General features: G+C 41.9%; 18 protein-coding genes, 1 pseudogene and 1 riboswitch. Of the genes and pseudogenes, 17 read left to right on the top strand and 2 right to left on the bottom strand.

Features of this window, described 5'->3' with window-relative positions:
* Positions 1-11: 11 nt before the first annotated feature.
* Entirely contained in the window at positions 12-1835 is a 1824-nt protein-coding gene (locus tag MHI60_RS08175) for an acyltransferase family protein (RefSeq protein WP_144484086.1), read from the bottom strand.
* Positions 1836-2072: 237 nt separating this feature from the next.
* Between MHI60_RS08175 and MHI60_RS08180 the strand changes: the two genes are divergently transcribed.
* From MHI60_RS08180 to MHI60_RS08230, 11 genes and pseudogenes are all read left to right on the top strand, one after another.
* Positions 2073-2948, top strand: a complete 876-nt coding sequence (locus tag MHI60_RS08180) for an aldose 1-epimerase family protein (protein ID WP_144484084.1) — start codon at positions 2073-2075, stop codon at positions 2946-2948.
* 60 nt (positions 2949-3008) lie between these two features.
* Positions 3009-3953 (top strand): sugar-binding transcriptional regulator, encoded by a 945-nt coding sequence (locus MHI60_RS08185; RefSeq protein WP_024427553.1) that lies wholly within the window; start codon positions 3009-3011, stop codon positions 3951-3953.
* A gap of 84 nt (positions 3954-4037) precedes the next feature.
* Positions 4038-4709, top strand: coding sequence for a deoxyribose-phosphate aldolase (gene deoC / locus MHI60_RS08190; protein ID WP_111291650.1), 672 nt, complete (start codon positions 4038-4040; stop codon positions 4707-4709).
* Between the two features lie 166 nt (positions 4710-4875).
* Positions 4876-6057, top strand: a complete 1182-nt coding sequence (locus MHI60_RS08195; protein WP_144471692.1) for a NupC/NupG family nucleoside CNT transporter — start codon at positions 4876-4878, stop codon at positions 6055-6057.
* 25 nt (positions 6058-6082) lie between these two features.
* Complete coding sequence (locus tag MHI60_RS08200) at positions 6083-7384, top strand: pyrimidine-nucleoside phosphorylase (RefSeq protein ID WP_144471694.1); 1302 nt, start codon at positions 6083-6085, stop codon at positions 7382-7384.
* Positions 7385-7535: 151 nt separating this feature from the next.
* Positions 7536-8020, top strand: a pseudogene (locus MHI60_RS08205) (MarR family transcriptional regulator).
* A gap of 13 nt (positions 8021-8033) precedes the next feature.
* The gene (locus MHI60_RS08210) at positions 8034-8672 is read left to right on the top strand and encodes a nitroreductase family protein (protein ID WP_144484081.1); all 639 of its coding nucleotides are present in this window, start codon (positions 8034-8036) and stop codon (positions 8670-8672) included.
* Positions 8673-8697: 25 nt separating this feature from the next.
* Complete coding sequence (locus tag MHI60_RS08215; protein WP_024423933.1) at positions 8698-8991, top strand: putative quinol monooxygenase; 294 nt, start codon at positions 8698-8700, stop codon at positions 8989-8991.
* Between the two features lie 189 nt (positions 8992-9180).
* Complete coding sequence (locus MHI60_RS08220) at positions 9181-11562, top strand: immune inhibitor A domain-containing protein (protein ID WP_144484078.1); 2382 nt, start codon at positions 9181-9183, stop codon at positions 11560-11562.
* Between the two features lie 206 nt (positions 11563-11768).
* Positions 11769-12023, top strand: a complete 255-nt coding sequence (locus tag MHI60_RS08225) for an ORF6C domain-containing protein (protein ID WP_048237887.1) — start codon at positions 11769-11771, stop codon at positions 12021-12023.
* 5 nt (positions 12024-12028) lie between these two features.
* Positions 12029-12400, top strand: a complete 372-nt coding sequence (locus MHI60_RS08230) for a DUF1304 domain-containing protein (protein WP_024423930.1) — start codon at positions 12029-12031, stop codon at positions 12398-12400.
* Between the two features lie 34 nt (positions 12401-12434).
* On the opposite strand, the gene MHI60_RS08235 is transcribed toward MHI60_RS08230, so the two are convergent.
* Entirely contained in the window at positions 12435-12599 is a 165-nt protein-coding gene (locus MHI60_RS08235; RefSeq protein WP_003214630.1) for a hypothetical protein, read from the bottom strand.
* A 255-nt stretch (positions 12600-12854) separates the two neighbouring features.
* Here MHI60_RS08235 and MHI60_RS08240 point away from each other — a divergent pair, with 255 nt between their 5' ends.
* From MHI60_RS08240 to MHI60_RS08265, 6 genes are all read left to right on the top strand, one after another.
* Positions 12855-13511 carry a type 1 glutamine amidotransferase domain-containing protein gene (locus MHI60_RS08240; RefSeq protein WP_144471698.1) on the top strand — a complete coding sequence of 219 codons (657 nt, stop codon included), beginning with the start codon at positions 12855-12857 and terminating at the stop codon, positions 13509-13511.
* A 141-nt stretch (positions 13512-13652) separates the two neighbouring features.
* Positions 13653-14780, top strand: coding sequence for a hypothetical protein (locus MHI60_RS08245; RefSeq protein WP_144484075.1), 1128 nt, complete (start codon positions 13653-13655; stop codon positions 14778-14780).
* A 56-nt stretch (positions 14781-14836) separates the two neighbouring features.
* Positions 14837-14940: riboswitch (TPP riboswitch) on the top strand.
* Between the two features lie 87 nt (positions 14941-15027).
* Positions 15028-15714, top strand: coding sequence for a thiaminase II (gene tenA, locus MHI60_RS08250; RefSeq protein ID WP_144484072.1), 687 nt, complete (start codon positions 15028-15030; stop codon positions 15712-15714).
* On the top strand, positions 15711-16310 hold the full coding sequence (locus MHI60_RS08255) for an ECF transporter S component (protein WP_144484069.1): 600 nt from the start codon (positions 15711-15713) through the stop codon (positions 16308-16310). The genes tenA and MHI60_RS08255 overlap by 4 nt, the downstream gene beginning before the upstream one ends.
* Positions 16285-17883 carry an ABC transporter ATP-binding protein gene (locus tag MHI60_RS08260; protein WP_144484066.1) on the top strand — a complete coding sequence of 533 codons (1599 nt, stop codon included), beginning with the start codon at positions 16285-16287 and terminating at the stop codon, positions 17881-17883. Before MHI60_RS08255 ends, MHI60_RS08260 begins: the two co-directional genes overlap by 26 nt.
* The gene (locus MHI60_RS08265; protein WP_095409926.1) at positions 17873-18607 is read left to right on the top strand and encodes an energy-coupling factor transporter transmembrane component T; all 735 of its coding nucleotides are present in this window, start codon (positions 17873-17875) and stop codon (positions 18605-18607) included. Before MHI60_RS08260 ends, MHI60_RS08265 begins: the two co-directional genes overlap by 11 nt.
* The last annotated feature ends 87 nt before the right edge of the window (positions 18608-18694 follow it).

The following is an 18694-nucleotide window of genomic DNA, read 5'->3' on the forward strand; positions in this document are numbered from 1 at the left end:
TGCTAGTCTTTTTATGATGACGTCGACACATCCCCTTTTTTCTTGATGCTCGCTGTGATGAGCTGTGTCAATGTGTCAGATCCTTTTTTTGAAAGGTGCACACCATCAGGCTGAAAATAGGATGGCTGTCCAGTAGCGGCTGAATGCCAATCAACCAACGTTACATTTTGATGTTGATCAGCCACTCGCTGAATGACCGCATTCACATCATTTTCCCATGACCTTGGAACCCTTGTATTCACTAGGAAAATATGTGCCTTTGAAAAGTTTTGAATGAATTCTTTCAGCGTGTCCTCAGTAAAATAACCATTTGTGCCAAGTTCAATGATAACAGCGGCATCAGATTGATTAAATGATGTGTATTGAGGGGCGATGCTGACGGCTTCGTTCATCTGTCTGCCAACCTTCCCATCGATGGTGATTTGTTTATATGCTTTTTCAAGATTTGGCGCAATGTCTAGCATGACAGAATCACCAATAGCAAGGACCTGGTGAAATTGTTTTTGATCAACTGCTTTTTTCTCGTGCTTTTCTTTCTTTTTCTTCGCTTTTGATTCCGATGGATCGGCTGTTTTTTTCGGTGCTGTCTTAATTTGTGTCACTTCCTTCACATGTGGGGATGAAGAGGACGAGTTAGACATGCCAATGATAAATAAGATCAAAAGAGCTGCGGTGATTCCTAGGAACACCTTATTAGATGTAGACCATTGTTTAATTCCTTTTTTCCAAATAGACCAAGAGGCAAAATATTGTCTGAAGCCATGCTGGCGGATCGGCTGTTCAATGAAGCGATAGGAAGCCTCAGCAACTAGTAAAATGGCGATGAACTGCAATGTAACACGCGCGATGGAAGGCTGTCCAATTTCAATGACCGGTGTGGTCAGTACGATAATGGGATAATGCCACAGGTAAATACCATAAGACCGCTTACCAAGCCAGACGAGCGGCTGAAACGACAGCCATTTCCCTATAAGACTAGCAGGGTGGCAGACGCACGCAATTAAAATGGCCGCATTCAGACAGAATAAAAGCATGCCGCCCTGATAGAGAAAGCCGTCGAAATCGTCCACTGCATAAACACAAAGAAGGAAAATCGCAAACGAACCGAACCCGGCAATATGTAAAATACGTCTGCCAACAGGAAGTAATTTTTTGCTGGATAGTCTTTGCATAGGCCATACAAATGCCAAACTGCACCCAATCAGAAGCGCAAATGCACGAGTATCTGTCCCATAATAAACCCTGCTTGGATCGGTATCTGGTGAATAAAGAATCGCCATCCATAAGGCGGAGACAAGTGCTAGTCCAAAGGTGATCATAGGCAGATGGGATCTGTTTTTTACCCATTTCAGTCCTGCAATCAACAGTACCGGCCAAATGATATAAAATTGTTCTTCTATCGCCAAAGACCATAAATTTTTCAGCGGAGATAGAGCACTGAAGCTATCGAAATAAGAAAGCTGGTGAAAAATGTACCACCAGTTACTGACATAAAAAAAGGACGATATGGCATCGCCACGAATGGACAATAATGCGTTTGAACCAGCAATCGCACACCAGCTGACGGTTATAAAAATCATAATGTAAGCAGCTGGTAGAAGCCTTCTAATCCGTCCCATCCAAAATGGCAAAAGCTCTTGATAGCCTAAATCCTGTTTATGTAACAAGATCGTCGTAATCAAGTAACCAGAAATGACAAAAAACAAATCAACGCCAAGAAACCCGCCGCTTGCGGGTCCGATATGTAAGTGATAAGCAATGACTGCCAATACAGCAACGGCTCTTAGTCCATCTAATCCTAAAATATAACGAAAACGATTTTCCTTGCTGTTCATGAAAATGAATCCCCCATCAATGTCAAACGCTTCTTTTTGTTGTTCATCCAAAAGAACAACGATTCTTTTATTTTATATAAGATTAGACGATTCAGCATTACATTTTGTTGGCGAATTTCTGTCTTTTTTTAAATTTTTTATACGAAAAAGGAATTGGTGGGTGAAGAGATGTCGAATTTGATACTCAAAACCAAAATCCCTGTCATAATAAAAGTAGAAGGAAAGGGGATGTGTTGAATGAGAACGATCGAAAATGATCAGTTATTGATTCAGATTCATGAAAAGGGAGCGGAAGTCAGGGAGGTGCTCGACAAGGAAAGTGGGCGTCACTATATGTGGTCTGGTGACCCAGCTTATTGGGGCAGGGTGTCGCCTGTCTTGTTTCCGATTGTTGGGCGATTAATGAATGATCAATACAAGATGGACGATCAAACCTTTGAGCTCACGCAACATGGATTTTTGCGTGATGTCAATTTTGATTTATATGAAGAAACGAAGCATACGGTGTCCTTTCAATATGAATCAAGAGGCCGGCACGTGAAGCAATACCCATATGAATTTACAGCACGAATTCGTTATGAACTATTGGAAAATGGACTGATGATTTCCTGGGAAATTGATCATGACGGAGAGGATACGATGTATTTCTCTATTGGAGGGCATCCAGCATTTCGTATGCCGCTTGTTGAAGGCGAGCAAACAGCAGATTATTCACTCACATTGACACCTTCCACTGAACATCTCCCTGTGCAATATGAACTGCGGAATTCACTTGTCAGGGAGAAAGAAAAAGGCATTCAGCTTGAGCCGATCCAGCTTCGCCCAGAGCTTTTTCAGCATGATGCGATGATCTTTAGCCATATCAATCGAGTGTCATTGACTTCAAGAGCAGGTCACGGGGTTGAGGTCGATCTCACTGGCTTTCCTTTCGTTGGCATTTGGTCGCCTTATGATCAAGAAAAAGGAACGATGGCTCCTTTTGTTTGTATTGAGCCGTGGTATGGCATCGCCGATATGGAAGGGACAAATGGGCAGTATAAAGAGAAGTTTGGTATTCAAACATTAGAAAAAAATGAGACCTTTCATGCTGCTTATACAATTTTCTTCAAATGAACACTTGTGCATGGTGAGGTGAACAATTTGTTATGATAGAAGAAAAAAGGGGGCGTATGAATGGATCGAGAGAAACAACAGCTGAGTATTGAAGCGGCAAGGCTTTACTATTTGTCTGATTACAGCCAGCAGGAAATTGCCAAACAGCTCGACCTGTCGAGACCGACTGTATCTCGGCTGCTTCAATATGCGAAAGAGAAGGGGTACGTCCAGATTACGGTGATGGATCCGTTTGAGGATTTAAATGAACTTTCTTCACTGCTCAAGGAAAAATATGATCTGCTCGAAGCTCATGTGGTATTTTCGCCAAAGGACGACTATCCAACCATCACCGATTATTTGAGCCGATTTGGTGCAGATTACTTGCAAGAGACGGTGAAAGACGGCGATATCGTTGGCGTGAGCTGGGGAACGACTATGTATCAAATTGCACAAAAGATGCAACCTAAACAGGTAAAAGGTGTAGAGGTTGTCCAGCTCAAGGGCGGAATCAGCCACTCTCATGTGAATACATATTCTGCGGAAACCATCCAGCTGTTTGCTGAGGCCTTTCAAACAGCACCGCGCTATTTGCCGCTTCCTGTTGTATTTGATAGTGCAGCCGTCAAGGAAATGGTTGAGCAGGACAGACATATTCAGCGAATTATTGAAATGGGCAAGCAGGCGAATATCGCTGTGTTTACTGTTGGAACGGTAAGAGATGAGGCGCTTTTGTTTAGACTAGGTTATTTCCGTGAAGAGGAAAAAGCGCTTCTTAAGGAATCCAGTGTCGGAGACATTTGCTCGCGTTTTTATGATCAAGATGGACGCATTTGCAGTGAAGCCATTAACAATCGCACCATTGGTGTGGAACTAGATGATTTAAGGACAAAAGAACGATCCATTCTTGTCGCTGGAGGTCATCGAAAGGTGGCTTCTATACACGGTGCACTAAGAGGAAAATATGCGAATGTATTGATCATCGATCAGCACACAGCGAGGGCTCTTTTAAATGTCACAAAATAGATGAACAAAATTTCATAACCGTGTTTACAATTGTTCATCCGTCATATATGATGAAAGTATCATAATTAAAAGGAAGTGTGAAGCATGACGATAGCAAAGCTCATTGATCATACAGCACTAAAACCAGATACATCTAGAGCTGCAATTATGCAGTTACTTGAAGAAGCAAAGACCCATCAATTTGCATCTGTTTGCGTGAACCCAACTTGGGTATCTCTTGCGTCGAAAGAACTAGCAGGAACAGGTGTTGATGTATGTACAGTCATCGGTTTCCCGTTAGGCGCGAGTACAACAGCGGTGAAAGCATTCGAAACAAAGGATGCGATTGAAAACGGTGCAACAGAAGTGGACATGGTCATCAATGTTGCGGCATTAAAAGACGGCGAATATGATGTGGTTGAACAAGATATTCGTGCAGTTGTAGACGCAGCAAAAGGCAAAGCATTAGTAAAAGTCATTATTGAAACATGTTTACTTACTGATGAAGAAAAAGTCAAAGCTTGTGAGCTTTCAGTAAAAGCGGGCGCTGATTTTGTAAAAACATCGACTGGATTTAGTACAGGCGGTGCAACGGCTGAGGATATCGCATTAATGCGTAAAACAGTAGGGCCTGACATCGGTGTGAAAGCATCAGGCGGCGTGAGAACAAAAGAAGACGTTGAGGCAATGACTGCAGCAGGTGCTACGCGTATTGGCGCTAGTGCAGGCGTTTCCATTATTAAAGGGGATCAATCAGCTCCTTCGAAAGACTATTAATTCATACGATCCTATGGTAGGATAACATTCATGACTCATAAATGATGAAAAAGTCATATGCGGAAGGATCTCACTTCTGGGAATTTCTTCCGCGTTTTGTTTACGAAATAGGCTTTGTTCCATACAAGCGCATTAATGTAAACGAATTCATTCAAGGAGGAAAAACATGAAATACGTCATTGGTATCATCGGTTTGCTAGTGATTCTCGCCATTGCATGGCTGGCTAGTAATGGGAAAAAACGAGTGAAATTCCGTCCAGTAATTGTCATGATTGTACTGCAATTTATTTTAGGTTATATTCTGCTCAATACAGGTGTTGGAAACTTCCTAGTCGGAGGCTTTGCAAAAGGATTCCAAATGCTTCTAGGCTATGCCGGCGAAGGAATCAACTTTGTATTTGGCGGGTTAATGAATGATAATGCGTCCACTTTCTTCATCAATGTTTTACTGCCGATCGTCTTTATCTCGGCGTTAATCGGTATCCTGCAGCATTGGCGTATTCTTCCGCTTATCGTACGCGGAATCGGATATTTGCTTAGTAAAGTAAACGGTATGGGGAAGTTAGAATCTTACAACGCAGTAGCGTCTGCGATTTTAGGTCAATCAGAAGTCTTTATTTCTATTAAGAAACAGCTTGGATTATTACCTCAGCAGCGTCTTTATACATTATGTGCGTCTGCAATGTCGACGGTATCGATGTCGATTGTTGGTGCGTACATGCAAATGATTAAACCAGAGTACGTGGTTACAGCACTTGTGCTGAACCTATTTGGTGGATTTATTATCGCATCAATCATCAATCCATATGAAGTTTCTAAGGATGAAGACATGCTTGAAGTGGTCGAGGAAGAAAGACAATCCTTCTTCGAAATGCTTGGCGAATACATTATGGATGGTTTCAAAGTAGCAATTGTTGTTGCTGCAATGTTGATTGGATTCGTTGCATTAATTGCGATGATTAACGGTATCTTTACAGCTGCAATCGGTGTTTCTTTCCAAGATGTACTTGGATATGTCTTTGCTCCATTCGCGTTCATTGTTGGAGTTCCTTGGAGCGAAGCGGTACAAGCAGGAAGCATTATGGCGACCAAAATGGTATCGAACGAATTTGTGGCAATGCAAATTCTATCCGGTGATGCTTTCCAATTCAGTGCTCGTACAGAAGCGATCATTTCTGTATTCCTTGTATCATTTGCGAACTTCTCTTCTATCGGTATCATTGCTGGAGCAGTCAAAGGCTTAAACGAAAAGCAAGGAAACGTTGTCGCACGCTTTGGATTAAAGCTGTTATTCGGTGCAACTCTTGTCAGCTTCTTAACAGCAGGCGTTGTCGGTTTAATTTTCTAATTTAAAAAAAGGAATGGTGAAAACAATGAGAATGGTAGATATCATTGCGAAAAAACGTGACGGAAAAGAATTATCTTCAGAGGAAATTTCTTTCTTTGTCAAAGGTTATACGGATGGAACAATTCCTGACTACCAAGCAAGTGCCTTGGCTATGGCGATTTTCTTCCAAGATATGACGGATCAAGAACGTGCAGACTTAACGCTCGCTATGGCAAACTCAGGAGATACAATTGACCTGTCTGCCATTGACGGTATTAAAGTAGACAAGCACTCAACAGGCGGTGTAGGCGATACAACAACGCTTGTACTCGCTCCTCTTGTTGCGGCACTAGATGTACCTGTTGCGAAAATGTCTGGGCGCGGCCTTGGGCATACGGGCGGTACAGTGGACAAGCTTGAAGCGGTGAAAGGCTTCCACGTAGAAATTACAAAAGACGAATTCATCGAGCTCGTCAACCGTCATAAAGTAGCGGTCATTGGCCAATCAGGCAACCTGACACCAGCTGATAAAAAGCTGTATGCTCTTCGTGATGTGACAGGAACTGTTAACTCAATTCCGCTCATTGCAAGCTCCATTATGAGTAAGAAAATCGCTGCTGGTGCAGATGCAATCGTACTTGATGTGAAAACAGGCGCAGGTGCTTTCATGAAAACACCAGAAGACTCTGAGAAGCTTGCAAAAGCAATGGTTCGCATCGGAAACAACGTAGGCAGACAAACAATGGCGGTCATCTCTGACATGTCTCAGCCGCTAGGATTAGCGATTGGGAATTCCCTTGAGGTGAAAGAAGCGATTGACACACTTCGAGGTGAAGGTCCTGAAGACTTAAACGAGCTTGTGCTCACATTAGGAAGTCAAATGGTCGTTCTTGCGAAAAAAGCAGACACACTTGATGAAGCAAGAGAAAAGCTGATTGAAGTGATGAAAAACGGCAAAGCACTTGAGAAATTCAAGGAATTCTTAGAAAACCAAGGTGGAGACAGCTCGATTGTGGATCAGCCTGAAAAACTGCCGCAAGCACCTTACAAAATCGAAGTACCTGCCAAAGAATCAGGTGTCGTAGCTGAAATCGTCGCGGACGAAATCGGCGTTGCAGCGATGATTCTTGGAGCAGGACGCGCTACAAAAGAGGACGATATCGACCTATCTGTCGGCATCATGCTGAACAAAAAAGTGGGCGATCGTGTTGAAAAAGGAGATTCACTTGTGACTCTGCATGCGAATCGTGAAGATGTTGCAAATGTCATAGAGAAAATTTATGACAACATCCGCATCGCTGATCATGCCGATGCACCAACTTTGATTCACACGGTCATTACTGAATAAAGAAAAAGGACAAAAGTGATTCGTCGCTTTTGTCTTTTTTTATGGTCATTTTAGGCTCGTCTTTTTCTATTGAAATAAAAAAATTCACTTTATGAAACAAACCTCTTGCAATCATCAAACAATGGGTGTATATTAATTGACGAGTCAATGATTGATATATCAAGTAATTGATTTCTGAATAGAAAAGAGGGGATGGCATTGACTGCATTTTGCTCTGAAGAGGCAGAGGTATTATATCGTTTACAGTGCGTGAACCGTATGATGGGCGTGAAGTTCGAAGCATGCACGGGCATCAGCCAATCAAGACTTGAGTTGCTATCGCTGTTATTCCAAGCCGATGAAATCAGCCAATCAGATTTGCAGAAAAAAGTAAATATTGATGGTGCAGCTGTGACGCGTCACTTAAAACAGCTAGAAACAAAAGGAATGGTCACACGCAGAAGAAAACCAGAAGATAATCGAGTCACACTTGTCCGCTTAACAGACGAAGGCAGAACAAGAATCGAAGCTTCTAAAATAGAAAAAGAACGATTTATCTCAGAAATGCTTGAAAACGTAAGTGAAGAAGAACGAAGGCTTCTCACTGATGTGCTCATCCGTATCCAACAAAACATCGAAAAGATTCAAACAACCTAAAGGAGTGTTACACATGGCTACAACATTAAAAACAAACGATTTTATGGAAATTATGAAAGGGCGCCGCTCTATTCGTAATTATGATCCATCTGTGAAAATCAGCAAAGAAGAAATGACAGAGATTCTAGAAGAAGCAGCAACTGCACCATCATCAGTAAATGCACAGCCTTGGCGCTTCATGGTCATTGACAGCCCAGAAGGAAAAGAAAAGCTTGCACCACTTGCAAAATTCAACCAAACACAAGTGTCAACTTCAGCAGCTGTCATTGCAGTATTTGCAGATATGAAAAGCGATGAATACTTAGAAGAAATTTATTCAAAAGCAGTAGAGCATGGCTACATGCCGCAAGAAGTGAAAGAAAGACAAATTGCTGCACTAACTGCACACTTTGAGGTTCTACCAGAGCAAGTGAACCGTGAAACAATTTTAATTGACGGTGGAATTGTGTCTATGCAGCTTATGCTTGCTGCACGTGCACATGGCTATGATACAAATCCAATTGGCGGATTTGATAAAGAAGTCATCGCTGAAACATTTGGCTGGGATAAAGAACGTTATGTACCAGTCATGCTGCTATCAATTGGGAAAGCTGCTGACGAAGGCTATGCATCTTACCGCTTACCGGTAGAACGTATTGCTGAGTGGAAATAATATCTTATCAAAAGGAGACGATCACATGATTATTATTCATGCAGGGATGACCATTCATCCAGAAAAAGAAAACGTATTTTTAGAAGAAATCAACGAATTAATGAAAGCTTCACAGGCTGAAGAAGGCAATGTTTCCTACAAGCTGTTCAAGGATACAGAAAAGGAAAATACCTTTTTAATGGTAGAAGTGTGGAAAGATGACGCTGCGGTTCAGAGCCATAATGCAAGTGCTCATTTCCAGGCTTTCGTAGCGAAGGCAAAAGAATTCTTAGCCGCTCCACTTGACGTGGTTGCCTTTCAAGGCCAGCAGCTTTCATAGAAAAACAACAAACACCCTAGGCGGTTATCGTCTAGGGTTCTTTTATTTTCGACATATGGTTCCACCCATTTCAATCCCGTATTGTGCATTTTCCACAAAATTTCTGAAAATAAAATGTTTTTCGACTTAAGTATATTGGAATATGCTAGAATTAGATATTATTTATTACCAAATTAGGGAGGAACCAATATGAAAAAAGGGAAATGGACGAAAATTGCACTAACTGCTTTCCTGAGTTTAGGCACATTGACAGCTTTCAGCACCCCTCTATCTGCCCACACCACAGAAAAATCAACATCCTCAGATGGCGGTCATTATTCAGGTATTCCATTTGACTCAAGTGTCGTGAATGAAGACCGTCTCATCAAAGCCTTAAAAAAACAAGGAAAGATTAAAAAGAATGCCAATGAGGCAGAAACCCAAAAAGCATTAAAGAACTATCTAAAGAAAAAAGAAGAATCGGCTATGAAACAAAGTGCCAGCACTTTAACAGAAGAGCCTGAATTCCTGAAAGAATATAAACAAGAGGTACATAACAAACTTGCCAAAAAGAAAAAGTTAAAGAAACATAAAGGAAAAGAAGGCAATCAAGTAAAACCGGTCAAAAAGGAAAAGTATAAAGGTGACGTCCGCAATGATAAGGTATTGGTTTTATTAGTAGATTTTAAAGATTATAAGCATAATAGTATCAAAAAAGAAGAGACTGATATGTACTATGACAAGTACGATCAACAGCACTACCAAGATATGCTTTTCGGGAAAAATGGCTACATCGGTCCAGATGGGAAACGAAAAGTATCCATGAAGCAATATTATGAAAAGCAGTCCGGCGGCAGTTACACAGTCAGTGGAACAGTTGCAGGATGGTATACAGCGAAGCATGAAGCAGCTTATTACGGCGGGAACGTACCTGACGATTCAGGCAGTGACGGCAGACCGCGCGAATTGGTGAAAGAAGCACTCGAAGCAGCAGCAAAAGATCCGAATGTTGATCTCGGCGAGTATGATCAATGGGACCGCTATGATATTGATGGCGACGGTGTTTATAACGAGCCAGACGGCATTATTGATCATTTGATGGTCGTTCACGCCGGTGTAGGTGAAGAAGCAGGCGGCGGACAACTTGGCGCTGATGCAATTTGGTCCCACCGCTGGTCACTTGGTGATGTTTTTGAAATTCCGGACACTGAATCTGAAGTCGGACAAGGCGGAAAATTAGGTGCATTGGATTACACCATCGAGCCTGAAGATGGCGCAGCAGGTGTGTTCACACATGAATTTGGACATGATCTTGGTCTTCCTGACGAGTACGATACACAGTACACAGGCAGAGGAGAGCCCGTTTCTTACTGGTCGATCATGTCAAGCGGAAGCTGGGCAGGTAAAGTTCCTGGTACGGAGCCAACAGGCTTTAGCCCATATGCGAAAGAAATGCTTCAAAATCTGCATGGGGGCAACTGGCTATCTGGACAAACCATCGATGGTAAAACATTAAAGAAAAGCAAAACAGTATTAATTGATGAAGCAGCAACAAAAGGAACGAACCATGATGCTGTTCGAGTCGATTTACCAGATAAAGAGATTGTCGTCACGACACCTGCTCAAGGGAAATATTCGTACTTTAGCGGAACGGGTGACAATTTGAATGCAACCATGACGACAACAGGTATTGATTTGTCGAAGGGTAGCAAAGCAGAGCTGACATTTAAAGCATGGTACGATATTGAAGAAGATTATGATTATGCGTATGTAGAAGTTCGTGAAACAGGGACTGATCAATGGAAGACCATCGCGGGTAACATCACGAATGATCGAAATGAAGCAGGTGCAAACGAAGGCAATGGTATCGACGGAAAGTCAGACGGGTGGGTAGATGCATCCTTTGACCTGTCTGCTTATGCAGGGAAAAAAATCGACCTGCAATTCCGTTATACAACTGATGCAGGCTATTCACTTCCAGGCTTATTCGTAGATGATCTGAACGTCACAGCAGATGGAACGAAAGTATGGTCAGATGATGCCGAAGGTACGTCTACTTTTACTTTTAATGGGTTCTCAAAATCTAATGGAAAACAATATGCAGCACAATACTATTTACTAGAGTGGCGCTCTTATGCTGATGTCGATAAAGGCTTAAAGCATATTAAACGCGGTGCAAGTCTGATGAGCTATAATAACGGTTTGGTCGTATGGTATGTCGATCAATCATACAGTGATAACTGGGTTGGAAAGCATCCGGGGAACGGCTTCCTTGGCGTAGTAGATGCAGATCAGCAAGTATTAAAATGGAGTGACGGTTCCATTGCCGCCACAGGGTTCCAAGTACATGATGCAGCATTCTCTTTGAATCCAAGTACGAAACTGAATATAGATTATACAGCAACAACGGGCTTAACTTTGCAAGATCGCTACATTCGCCCGGCTCGTACATTTAGTGATAAAACGAACTATGTGAATCCAAATAACCCAGATGCAGGACGCGATGTACCGACATATGGATTATCCTTTAAAGTCGTTGGACAAAGTAAGGATCGTTCTGTTGGAAAGGTATTAATTTCGAAAAGTAACTAAATAGAAAGCCGGATTCTACCGTTGAATCCGGCTTTTTGATATGTGAGAAAAGGATTGTGAGGACACAATTGGTTTTTTAATCGAATGTCTGTTCTTTTTTATTTTGATATCCGAATGAAACCATTATATAATAGACACTGGAAGGTTTTTCTTTCAACCATGATTCTTTTTAGCTGTTAAAACAAAGGAAAGGATGAGCGTTACCAATGAGTTGTGTCACTGCCAAGCAATTAAAGGTGATTCGAGGGACGATGCAGACTTTTTGCAGCCATTTGGAGTATGATGGACACGGTAAGCTTCATATCAATACCATCATGGCTTTTATTAAAAAGGAATTCGGCGTGAGAAAAATGAAAGACATTCCACAAAGCCGCTTTACAGAAGCGCTAGAATTAATACAAGACTTTGATTTATACACGGACAAAATAGAGATTCGTGAACGTCTATCAGAAAGGAATTAACTAAATTGAATATTTTAGCAATGATCTTAGTAGGAATTGTCGCATTAGAACACATTGTCATCATGTTATTAGAAATGTTTTTTATGGAATCAAAGATGGCGAAGAGGTCTTTTAAGCTGCCAGAACACTTGCAAAAAGATCCAAATGTCAAAGTCATGTTTGCCAATCAGGGGCTTTATAACGGGTTTTTAGCTGCAGGACTCATTTGGGGGCTCATTCTTGGATCGAATACCGTTGGATATATGATTCAGCTGTTTTTCATTCTTTGTGTACTCATCGCAGCAGTATTTGGCGGTGTAACATCCAATAAATCAATTATCATCAAACAAGGAGTACCAGCGCTGCTTGCACTCATTGCACTGATGCTGGCGATCTAATCTTAAATAAAGCCGCCCCTAGTGAGGGCGGCTTTTATCTTTTTCGAAGACCCATCAAACGAATAATGGATGTTAGACAAAGGGCAACGGCAACGGCCAAAATGATTTTTCCGTACATGACCCCCGTTAGGTTCATCAAAAAGACGGCCAATATAATACAGAGCGTGATGATGATCATCACAATCGAATAGGTTTTCATCTCTTTTCCACTCCTTTAAAAATCTCCTCATGTGTCGAGAGATCTGTCAATCTTTCCTCATATTATATCACTCAATGACAATTTTACATGAAATTCCCTACCATTAGAATGTGACATATTGATTAGATTTGGAGTCATACCATATTTTTTAGAAAATCGGGTATAACATAATGAGCTGGTCTAAAGTCATATTGCTTGATATTTAATTGTGCAAAATATAAAATAGCCACAGGTTAAATCGAAAGGATGATCAAGATGAGTAAGAAAGTGTTATTAGTATCGACAAGCAGCCCGGAAATGAATGGACATCCAACAGGCTTATGGCTAGAAGAGTTGGCAGAGCCATTTCATATTTTTAAAGAAAATGAACTAGAAGTACAAATTGTCTCTATTCAAGGTGGCACTGTACCAATTGACAAAAATTCAATTCCTGAAGGTGTCCCAGCGCAGTATCAAGATGTGTATGAATTACTTCAAGACACAAAGGCGCTTACAGATGTAAATCCATCTGATTATGACGGCATTTTCTTTGCTGGAGGACACGGTCCTATGATCGACTTTGCGTCTAATCAGCTGGTAGCAGATGCGATCTTAGCGGTTTCAGATAAAAATGGTGCGATCGGAGCCGTTTGTCATGGCGTTTCAGCATTCGTTGATGTGAAGGACCAAAATGGCAAATCATTTATCGAAGGCAAAAAAATCACAGGCTTCACAAACGAAGAAGAAGATGCCGTTCAGCTGACATCAAAGGTTCCATTTTTATTGGAAACAAAACTTCGTGAGCAGGGGGCATCGTTTGAAAAAGGAGATGCCTTTGCGCCATTTGCTGTAGTTGACGGACAAATCATTACTGGACAAAACCCAGGATCAAGTGCAGAAACAGCACGCTTGTTTGTCAAAACTATTTCATAAAACGATCAAAAACCAGCCGTCACTCATGCGGCTGGTTTTTTTGTTATAAAAATGTCCTAAAAAAGACCAAAACAATTATTAGAATAATGGTAAAATAATCACAGGGTAAAAAACCCAAATGAGGAAAAAGGGGATGTTCCTGTGAAAGCATTTTATGTCAAAATCACCGCCGCTCTACTGTCTGTTTTACTTGTCGCAACAGGTTTGTTTTCACCAGCATTAAAAGCAGAAGAAGCACCAAAATCAAATGGAAAACAATCACTCCTGACGGAAAAAGCGATTCAGCAAGTGCAAGAGTCGTTTGAAAAGCAGGATAAAGGGACTGCGGTTCAACAGAAGCAAGTAAAAAAATCATTTAAAGTAGATAAGAAAAAGGGAATAAGTATTAAACGAAAAGCGGCTGCAGATGGAAAGATGCGGACGTCTGCCGTTCGCTCTATTGATGGGCTAGCTATTAATCAATCGGCAGTTTTAAACGAGGAAGATCCAGTTGATTTATGGTTTTTAAGTACAACGTCCCCTCAGGCACTTATCAGTAGGATTACCTCTCCAAATGCTGATTATTTCGTTCAATTATTTGTTATTGATTATGAAGCTGGACAAGCCTATCCAACGGATCTGATTCAACCGGCAGGCAGTCTGCTTGCGTTAAGCAATCTACCAGCGGGTGATTATGCGTTTGGTATTACAAGCGGTGGAGACTTTGGAGACTCATATACATTACAGGTGAATGCAAAAAACCCACCAAATTTCACAGGTGCTGAATCCCTGTCATCAACATTGCAATACTTTGTTGCTTCGTATGCCAATGGGGATGTTTTCGCAAATGGTACAAAAGTGTATAACAAACAATCTAAGACCGCCGATTATAAATGGGAGCGTGTGTTTTACTTCTCATATGATGGAAAATATGAACAGAGAACTCATTCTGTTGACAGTGTGAAAGTGAAAAGTATTTCGGCACCAGTGTCGTACTCCGCTCCATACGCAAGTTCCTCTGAGGCCATTCTCGTCTACTTAGATGTGGAGACTTTATTTATGTATCATGAATCATCGTTTGCTAGCGGGCAGTACTACCATAGTAGCTTTGTTGATACTCTCGGGAAGACAACGCCAAGGCGTTTAGATATTGATGATTTGACAAATTACGGTGATCATATTTTAGCTGTAGATATAAAAACAGGAAAGCCGATTGATTTCTTCAGTGTGTTGAATTTCTATTATGCTGCAGGGATTGAGAAGCTGCCAACAATCAGAACGTTGAATTAAGAAAGACGGTTGACATCAAATCGCCACATGTGTAGAGTAAAGATAATTAAATGACAAAAGTCCACTAGGGGAGTCATGTATGACTGAGACAAGAGAAAATCTTGGACCCTTTGAACCTGATCTAGTTCGTACTAGCGGAGGGAAGTGGAGCTGGACCTTGTCTTATTCATGATTGAATCGATAAGAAGGCCGCTCCATTTGGGGTGGCTTTTTCATTTATTCAACTGAAGAAGAGGAGGCTTTTTTTATGACATTTTCAACTCAATTAAGACAAGAAGCAGAACCACTATTTGAAGCGATTTATCAGCATCCGTTTGTGAGAGGACTTGCAGTAGGAGAACTCGAAAAGGAACAGATCATTCATTATGTCAAACAGGATGCAGAATATTTAAATGCCTTTATTAAAATTTATGCGGCAGCCATTAGCAGATGTACAGACAGAGAGGACATTTCCTTTTTCCATCAACAAATGGCTTTTGTCCTTGATAGTGAGACACACCCTCATCAAAACCTTTGCCGAGTGGCAGGAGTAGCATATGATGAGCTTCAAGGTGCTTCATTGGCTCCGAGTGCTCATCACTATATTCATCACATGCTGCAAGTCGCACAAGAAGGCACGCTTGGTGAAATCATCGCTGTCCTGCTTCCATGTCCTTGGACATATTGGGAAATAGGGAAACGAATGCTCACAGATGTGCAGCCAGACCCGTCACATCCGTTTTATGAGTGGATCACGTTTTATGGAGGATTAACCGATTCTGTTACAGGTGAGCTTTGCAAGCGGCTTGATCAGTTGGCGGAAGCAGCAAGTGAGAAGGAAAAGGGAAAAATGAAACAGCACTTTATCTTAAGCTGCCAGCTTGAGTACAAGTTTTGGGAGATGGCCTTTACTGTTGAAGAGTGGCCAGTTCAACTGGAGGTGCATTCATCATGACATGGAAGATGAAAGAAGTCGTCCTTGCGGTGATTTTATCCGTTGCGTGCGGTGTGATCTATTTAGGGTGGTCCACGCTATACTTACCGATTACAGCACTTGTTGGCCCAGCAGGAGGCAACATCATGTTTGGAATATGGGTCATTGCCAGTCCAATCGTTGCATATATCATTCAAAAGCCGGGGGCTGCCCTGATTGCGGAAACAGCCGCCGCGGCTGTGGAATTATTGACAGGCAGCCATTTTGGACTTTCAGCTCTGCTAATTGGTGTATGCCAAGGACTTGGGGCAGAAATCGCCTTCGCTCTTTTTGGTTATAAACGGTATCGCATGTGGACACTGATGCTGGCTGGTGCCTTTGCCGCTATCGGAGCGATGGCGTACAGTCTCGTGGCAAATGGCTTTGGTTATTACACGCCTCAAGTTTTACTTATGACGCTTGTGACTCAAATTATTAGTGGAATGATACTTGGTGGATGCCTTGCGAAAGTGGTGGTGGACGCACTATCCAAAACTGGTGTACTCAATCAATATGCCATCATGAAAGAAAAACGAAACAAAGGTGAACAGCATGAATTCATTTCTCGCGTGCAATGATCTGACTGTCCGTTTTTATGAACAGCCTAAGCCAGTTTTGCATCAAGTCTCTCTTACGATTCAAAAAGGGGAAAAGGTGCTTATTTTAGGACCGAGCGGAAGCGGGAAATCTACGCTCATTTCGGTTCTGGCTGGAATCATTCCAGAGCATGTGGAAGCAGACATGCAGGGCGAAGTGGTGTTACAAAGACATACAGGTGTGATGTTTCAAGATCCAGACTCTCAGTTTTGTATGCACCGCGTCAATGAAGAAATTGCTTTTAGCTTAGAGAACCGTTCCGTCCCTCGTGAAGAGATGGATGACATCATTCAGCAGCTCATGCAAAAAGTCCAACTGGATGTCGATCCGCATACAGAGATTCACACTTTATCTGGCGGCATGAAGCAGCGATTGGCACTTGCTTGTTTACTAGCATTACAGCCGGATGTTCTATTCTTTGATGAACCAACCGCACAGCTTGACCCGGCAGGTAGAATGGAGATATTTCAACTGCTGCAGCAGCTTGCAGCCGATCAGCAGCAGACCATGATTTTTGTAGAGCATGTGCTTGACGGAGTCATCGAATGGATGGACCGGGTGATTTTATTAGATCATCAAGGCAGCATTTTAGCAGATGGATCTCCAAAAGATGTGCTCACGACATATGAGGAAGAAATGAAAGAGGCAGGGATTTGGCGGCCAAAATTATTTCCCGAGAAATGGTCCACGATTATTCAAGATCCATTTCATCCACTAAGTCAAACCTTTATGCAAACCTTTGAAGCACGAAAAGAGCAGCATGAAGAAATGCCGTCAATCAGCCGAAAGACAATGATTCGTACAGACGATCTTCAATTAAGCTACGGGAAAAAACGGATTATGAGTAACCTTCAGCTGAATATCAAGGCAGGAGACTGGGTGGCGATTATTGGGGAAAATGGAAGCGGTAAAAGTACATGTCTCAAACATTTGATCCGCTTAGAGCCAGCTAAAAAAGGTCATATTTTCTTAAAAGAAACAGACCTTAAAAAATGGTCTGACCGACTACTCTATGAAAAAGCAGGTTTTGTGTTTCAGAATCCGGAGCTTCAATTTATACAAGACACAGTTTTCGATGAAATTGCCTTTGGCGGCAGACAGCGAAACTGGCCAGAATCAGTCGTACAAGAAAAAACGGTTCAGCTGCTGAAAGAGTTCGGTTTAGAGAAGCATGCAAATGCACATCCCTTCACCTTAAGTTTAGGGCAAAAAAGAAGATTGAGTGTTGCCACGATGCTCCTTTTTGATCAAGATGTATTGCTGTTAGATGAACCGACTTTCGGGCAGGATGAAAAAACGGCGAATGAATTAATGAGGCGTTTGAAAGAGCGTCAGCGCCAAGGCACTACCATTGTGATGGTCACACATGATATGGAGCTTGTCGATGAGTGTGCCGATCAAGTGCTTCTTTTTCATCGAGGGAAGCATGTGTATGATGGCACCCCTTATGATTTATTTTCAAATCAGGAACTTGTTGATGCTTATCAGCTGAGAGTTCCCTTACATTACCGCTATGTGGCTGAAAGAAAGGACGTGCTGACGATTGCAAAGTAATCACTCCTTTCTCTCCACTGTGAATCCAGTCATGAAATTACTCGCTCACCTGCTTGCGATGTGCTGTCTTATGGCGATTTCTGACCCTAAAACTACCTTTATCATTTGGCTGTTTGCTCTTGGCATTGGATTTGTTTTAGGTGGATGGAATATGAAGTATCTCGTTACAAGGCTTGTCCCTTATCTGCTCTTTTTTATTCTCGTGTTCTGGATGATGGCGGCCTTCGGCAAGGGGGATCATACCGTTTGGAAGTGGGCGTGGTTTCATATCACAGAGGAGAGCTTAAGAAATGGGCTCACCATTGCTTTCAGAATGCTTGGATTTGTGACATTTGGTCTCCTTTTTACGTCCACAACAGATTTGACGGCATTTATGATGAGTCTGATTCACCAATGCCGAATGTCCCCAAAATGGGCGTATGGAATGCTTGCCGGCTTCCGATTTATTCCGTTATTTCAAAGTGAATTAAAACAAATGAAAGCTGCACATAAAATCAGAGGCTACAAGCAAAAAAACAGCTGGAAAGCCTTTATGCGTTATGCATTACCCCTTTTTACACAAGGCGTACGAAAATCAGAGCGCTTAGCGATTGCGATGGAAGCCAGGGGCTTCACAGGGACGAGAGAGCGAACGTATTATCATATCATCAGCACCTCATGGATTGACTATATGTATCTTTTTCTCATCGGTATCAGTGTCTTTATGTGCATTTACTTTTTTTAAAAAACACCCACATTCACTAGATAGAATGTGGGCTTTTTATATGTCTTAGGTCATTTGATTGATATTAGTACACATTACAGGCTGTAA

Origin of the sequence: Bacillus sp. FSL K6-3200 (assembly GCF_038630485.1) — a bacterium.
Lineage (GTDB): Bacteria > Bacillota > Bacilli > Bacillales > Bacillaceae > Bacillus > Bacillus safensis.

Excerpts from the sequence above, each read along its gene's own strand:
- MHI60_RS08175 (WP_144484086.1), bottom strand. The coding sequence starts at position 1,835 with ATGAACAGCAAGGAAAATCGTTTTCGTTATATTTTAGGATTAGATGGA.
- MHI60_RS08180 (WP_144484084.1), top strand. The coding sequence starts at position 2,073 with ATGAGAACGATCGAAAATGATCAGTTATTGATTCAGATTCATGAAAAG.
- MHI60_RS08185 (WP_024427553.1), top strand. The coding sequence starts at position 3,009 with ATGGATCGAGAGAAACAACAGCTGAGTATTGAAGCGGCAAGGCTTTAC.
- deoC (WP_111291650.1), top strand. The coding sequence starts at position 4,038 with ATGACGATAGCAAAGCTCATTGATCATACAGCACTAAAACCAGATACA.
- MHI60_RS08195 (WP_144471692.1), top strand. The coding sequence starts at position 4,876 with ATGAAATACGTCATTGGTATCATCGGTTTGCTAGTGATTCTCGCCATT.
- MHI60_RS08200 (WP_144471694.1), top strand. The coding sequence starts at position 6,083 with ATGAGAATGGTAGATATCATTGCGAAAAAACGTGACGGAAAAGAATTA.
- MHI60_RS08210 (WP_144484081.1), top strand. The coding sequence starts at position 8,034 with ATGGCTACAACATTAAAAACAAACGATTTTATGGAAATTATGAAAGGG.
- MHI60_RS08215 (WP_024423933.1), top strand. The coding sequence starts at position 8,698 with ATGATTATTATTCATGCAGGGATGACCATTCATCCAGAAAAAGAAAAC.
- MHI60_RS08220 (WP_144484078.1), top strand. The coding sequence starts at position 9,181 with ATGAAAAAAGGGAAATGGACGAAAATTGCACTAACTGCTTTCCTGAGT.
- MHI60_RS08225 (WP_048237887.1), top strand. The coding sequence starts at position 11,769 with ATGAGTTGTGTCACTGCCAAGCAATTAAAGGTGATTCGAGGGACGATG.
- MHI60_RS08235 (WP_003214630.1), bottom strand. The coding sequence starts at position 12,599 with ATGAAAACCTATTCGATTGTGATGATCATCATCACGCTCTGTATTATA.
- MHI60_RS08240 (WP_144471698.1), top strand. The coding sequence starts at position 12,855 with ATGAGTAAGAAAGTGTTATTAGTATCGACAAGCAGCCCGGAAATGAAT.
- tenA (WP_144484072.1), top strand. The coding sequence starts at position 15,028 with ATGACATTTTCAACTCAATTAAGACAAGAAGCAGAACCACTATTTGAA.
- MHI60_RS08255 (WP_144484069.1), top strand. The coding sequence starts at position 15,711 with ATGACATGGAAGATGAAAGAAGTCGTCCTTGCGGTGATTTTATCCGTT.
- MHI60_RS08260 (WP_144484066.1), top strand. The coding sequence starts at position 16,285 with ATGAATTCATTTCTCGCGTGCAATGATCTGACTGTCCGTTTTTATGAA.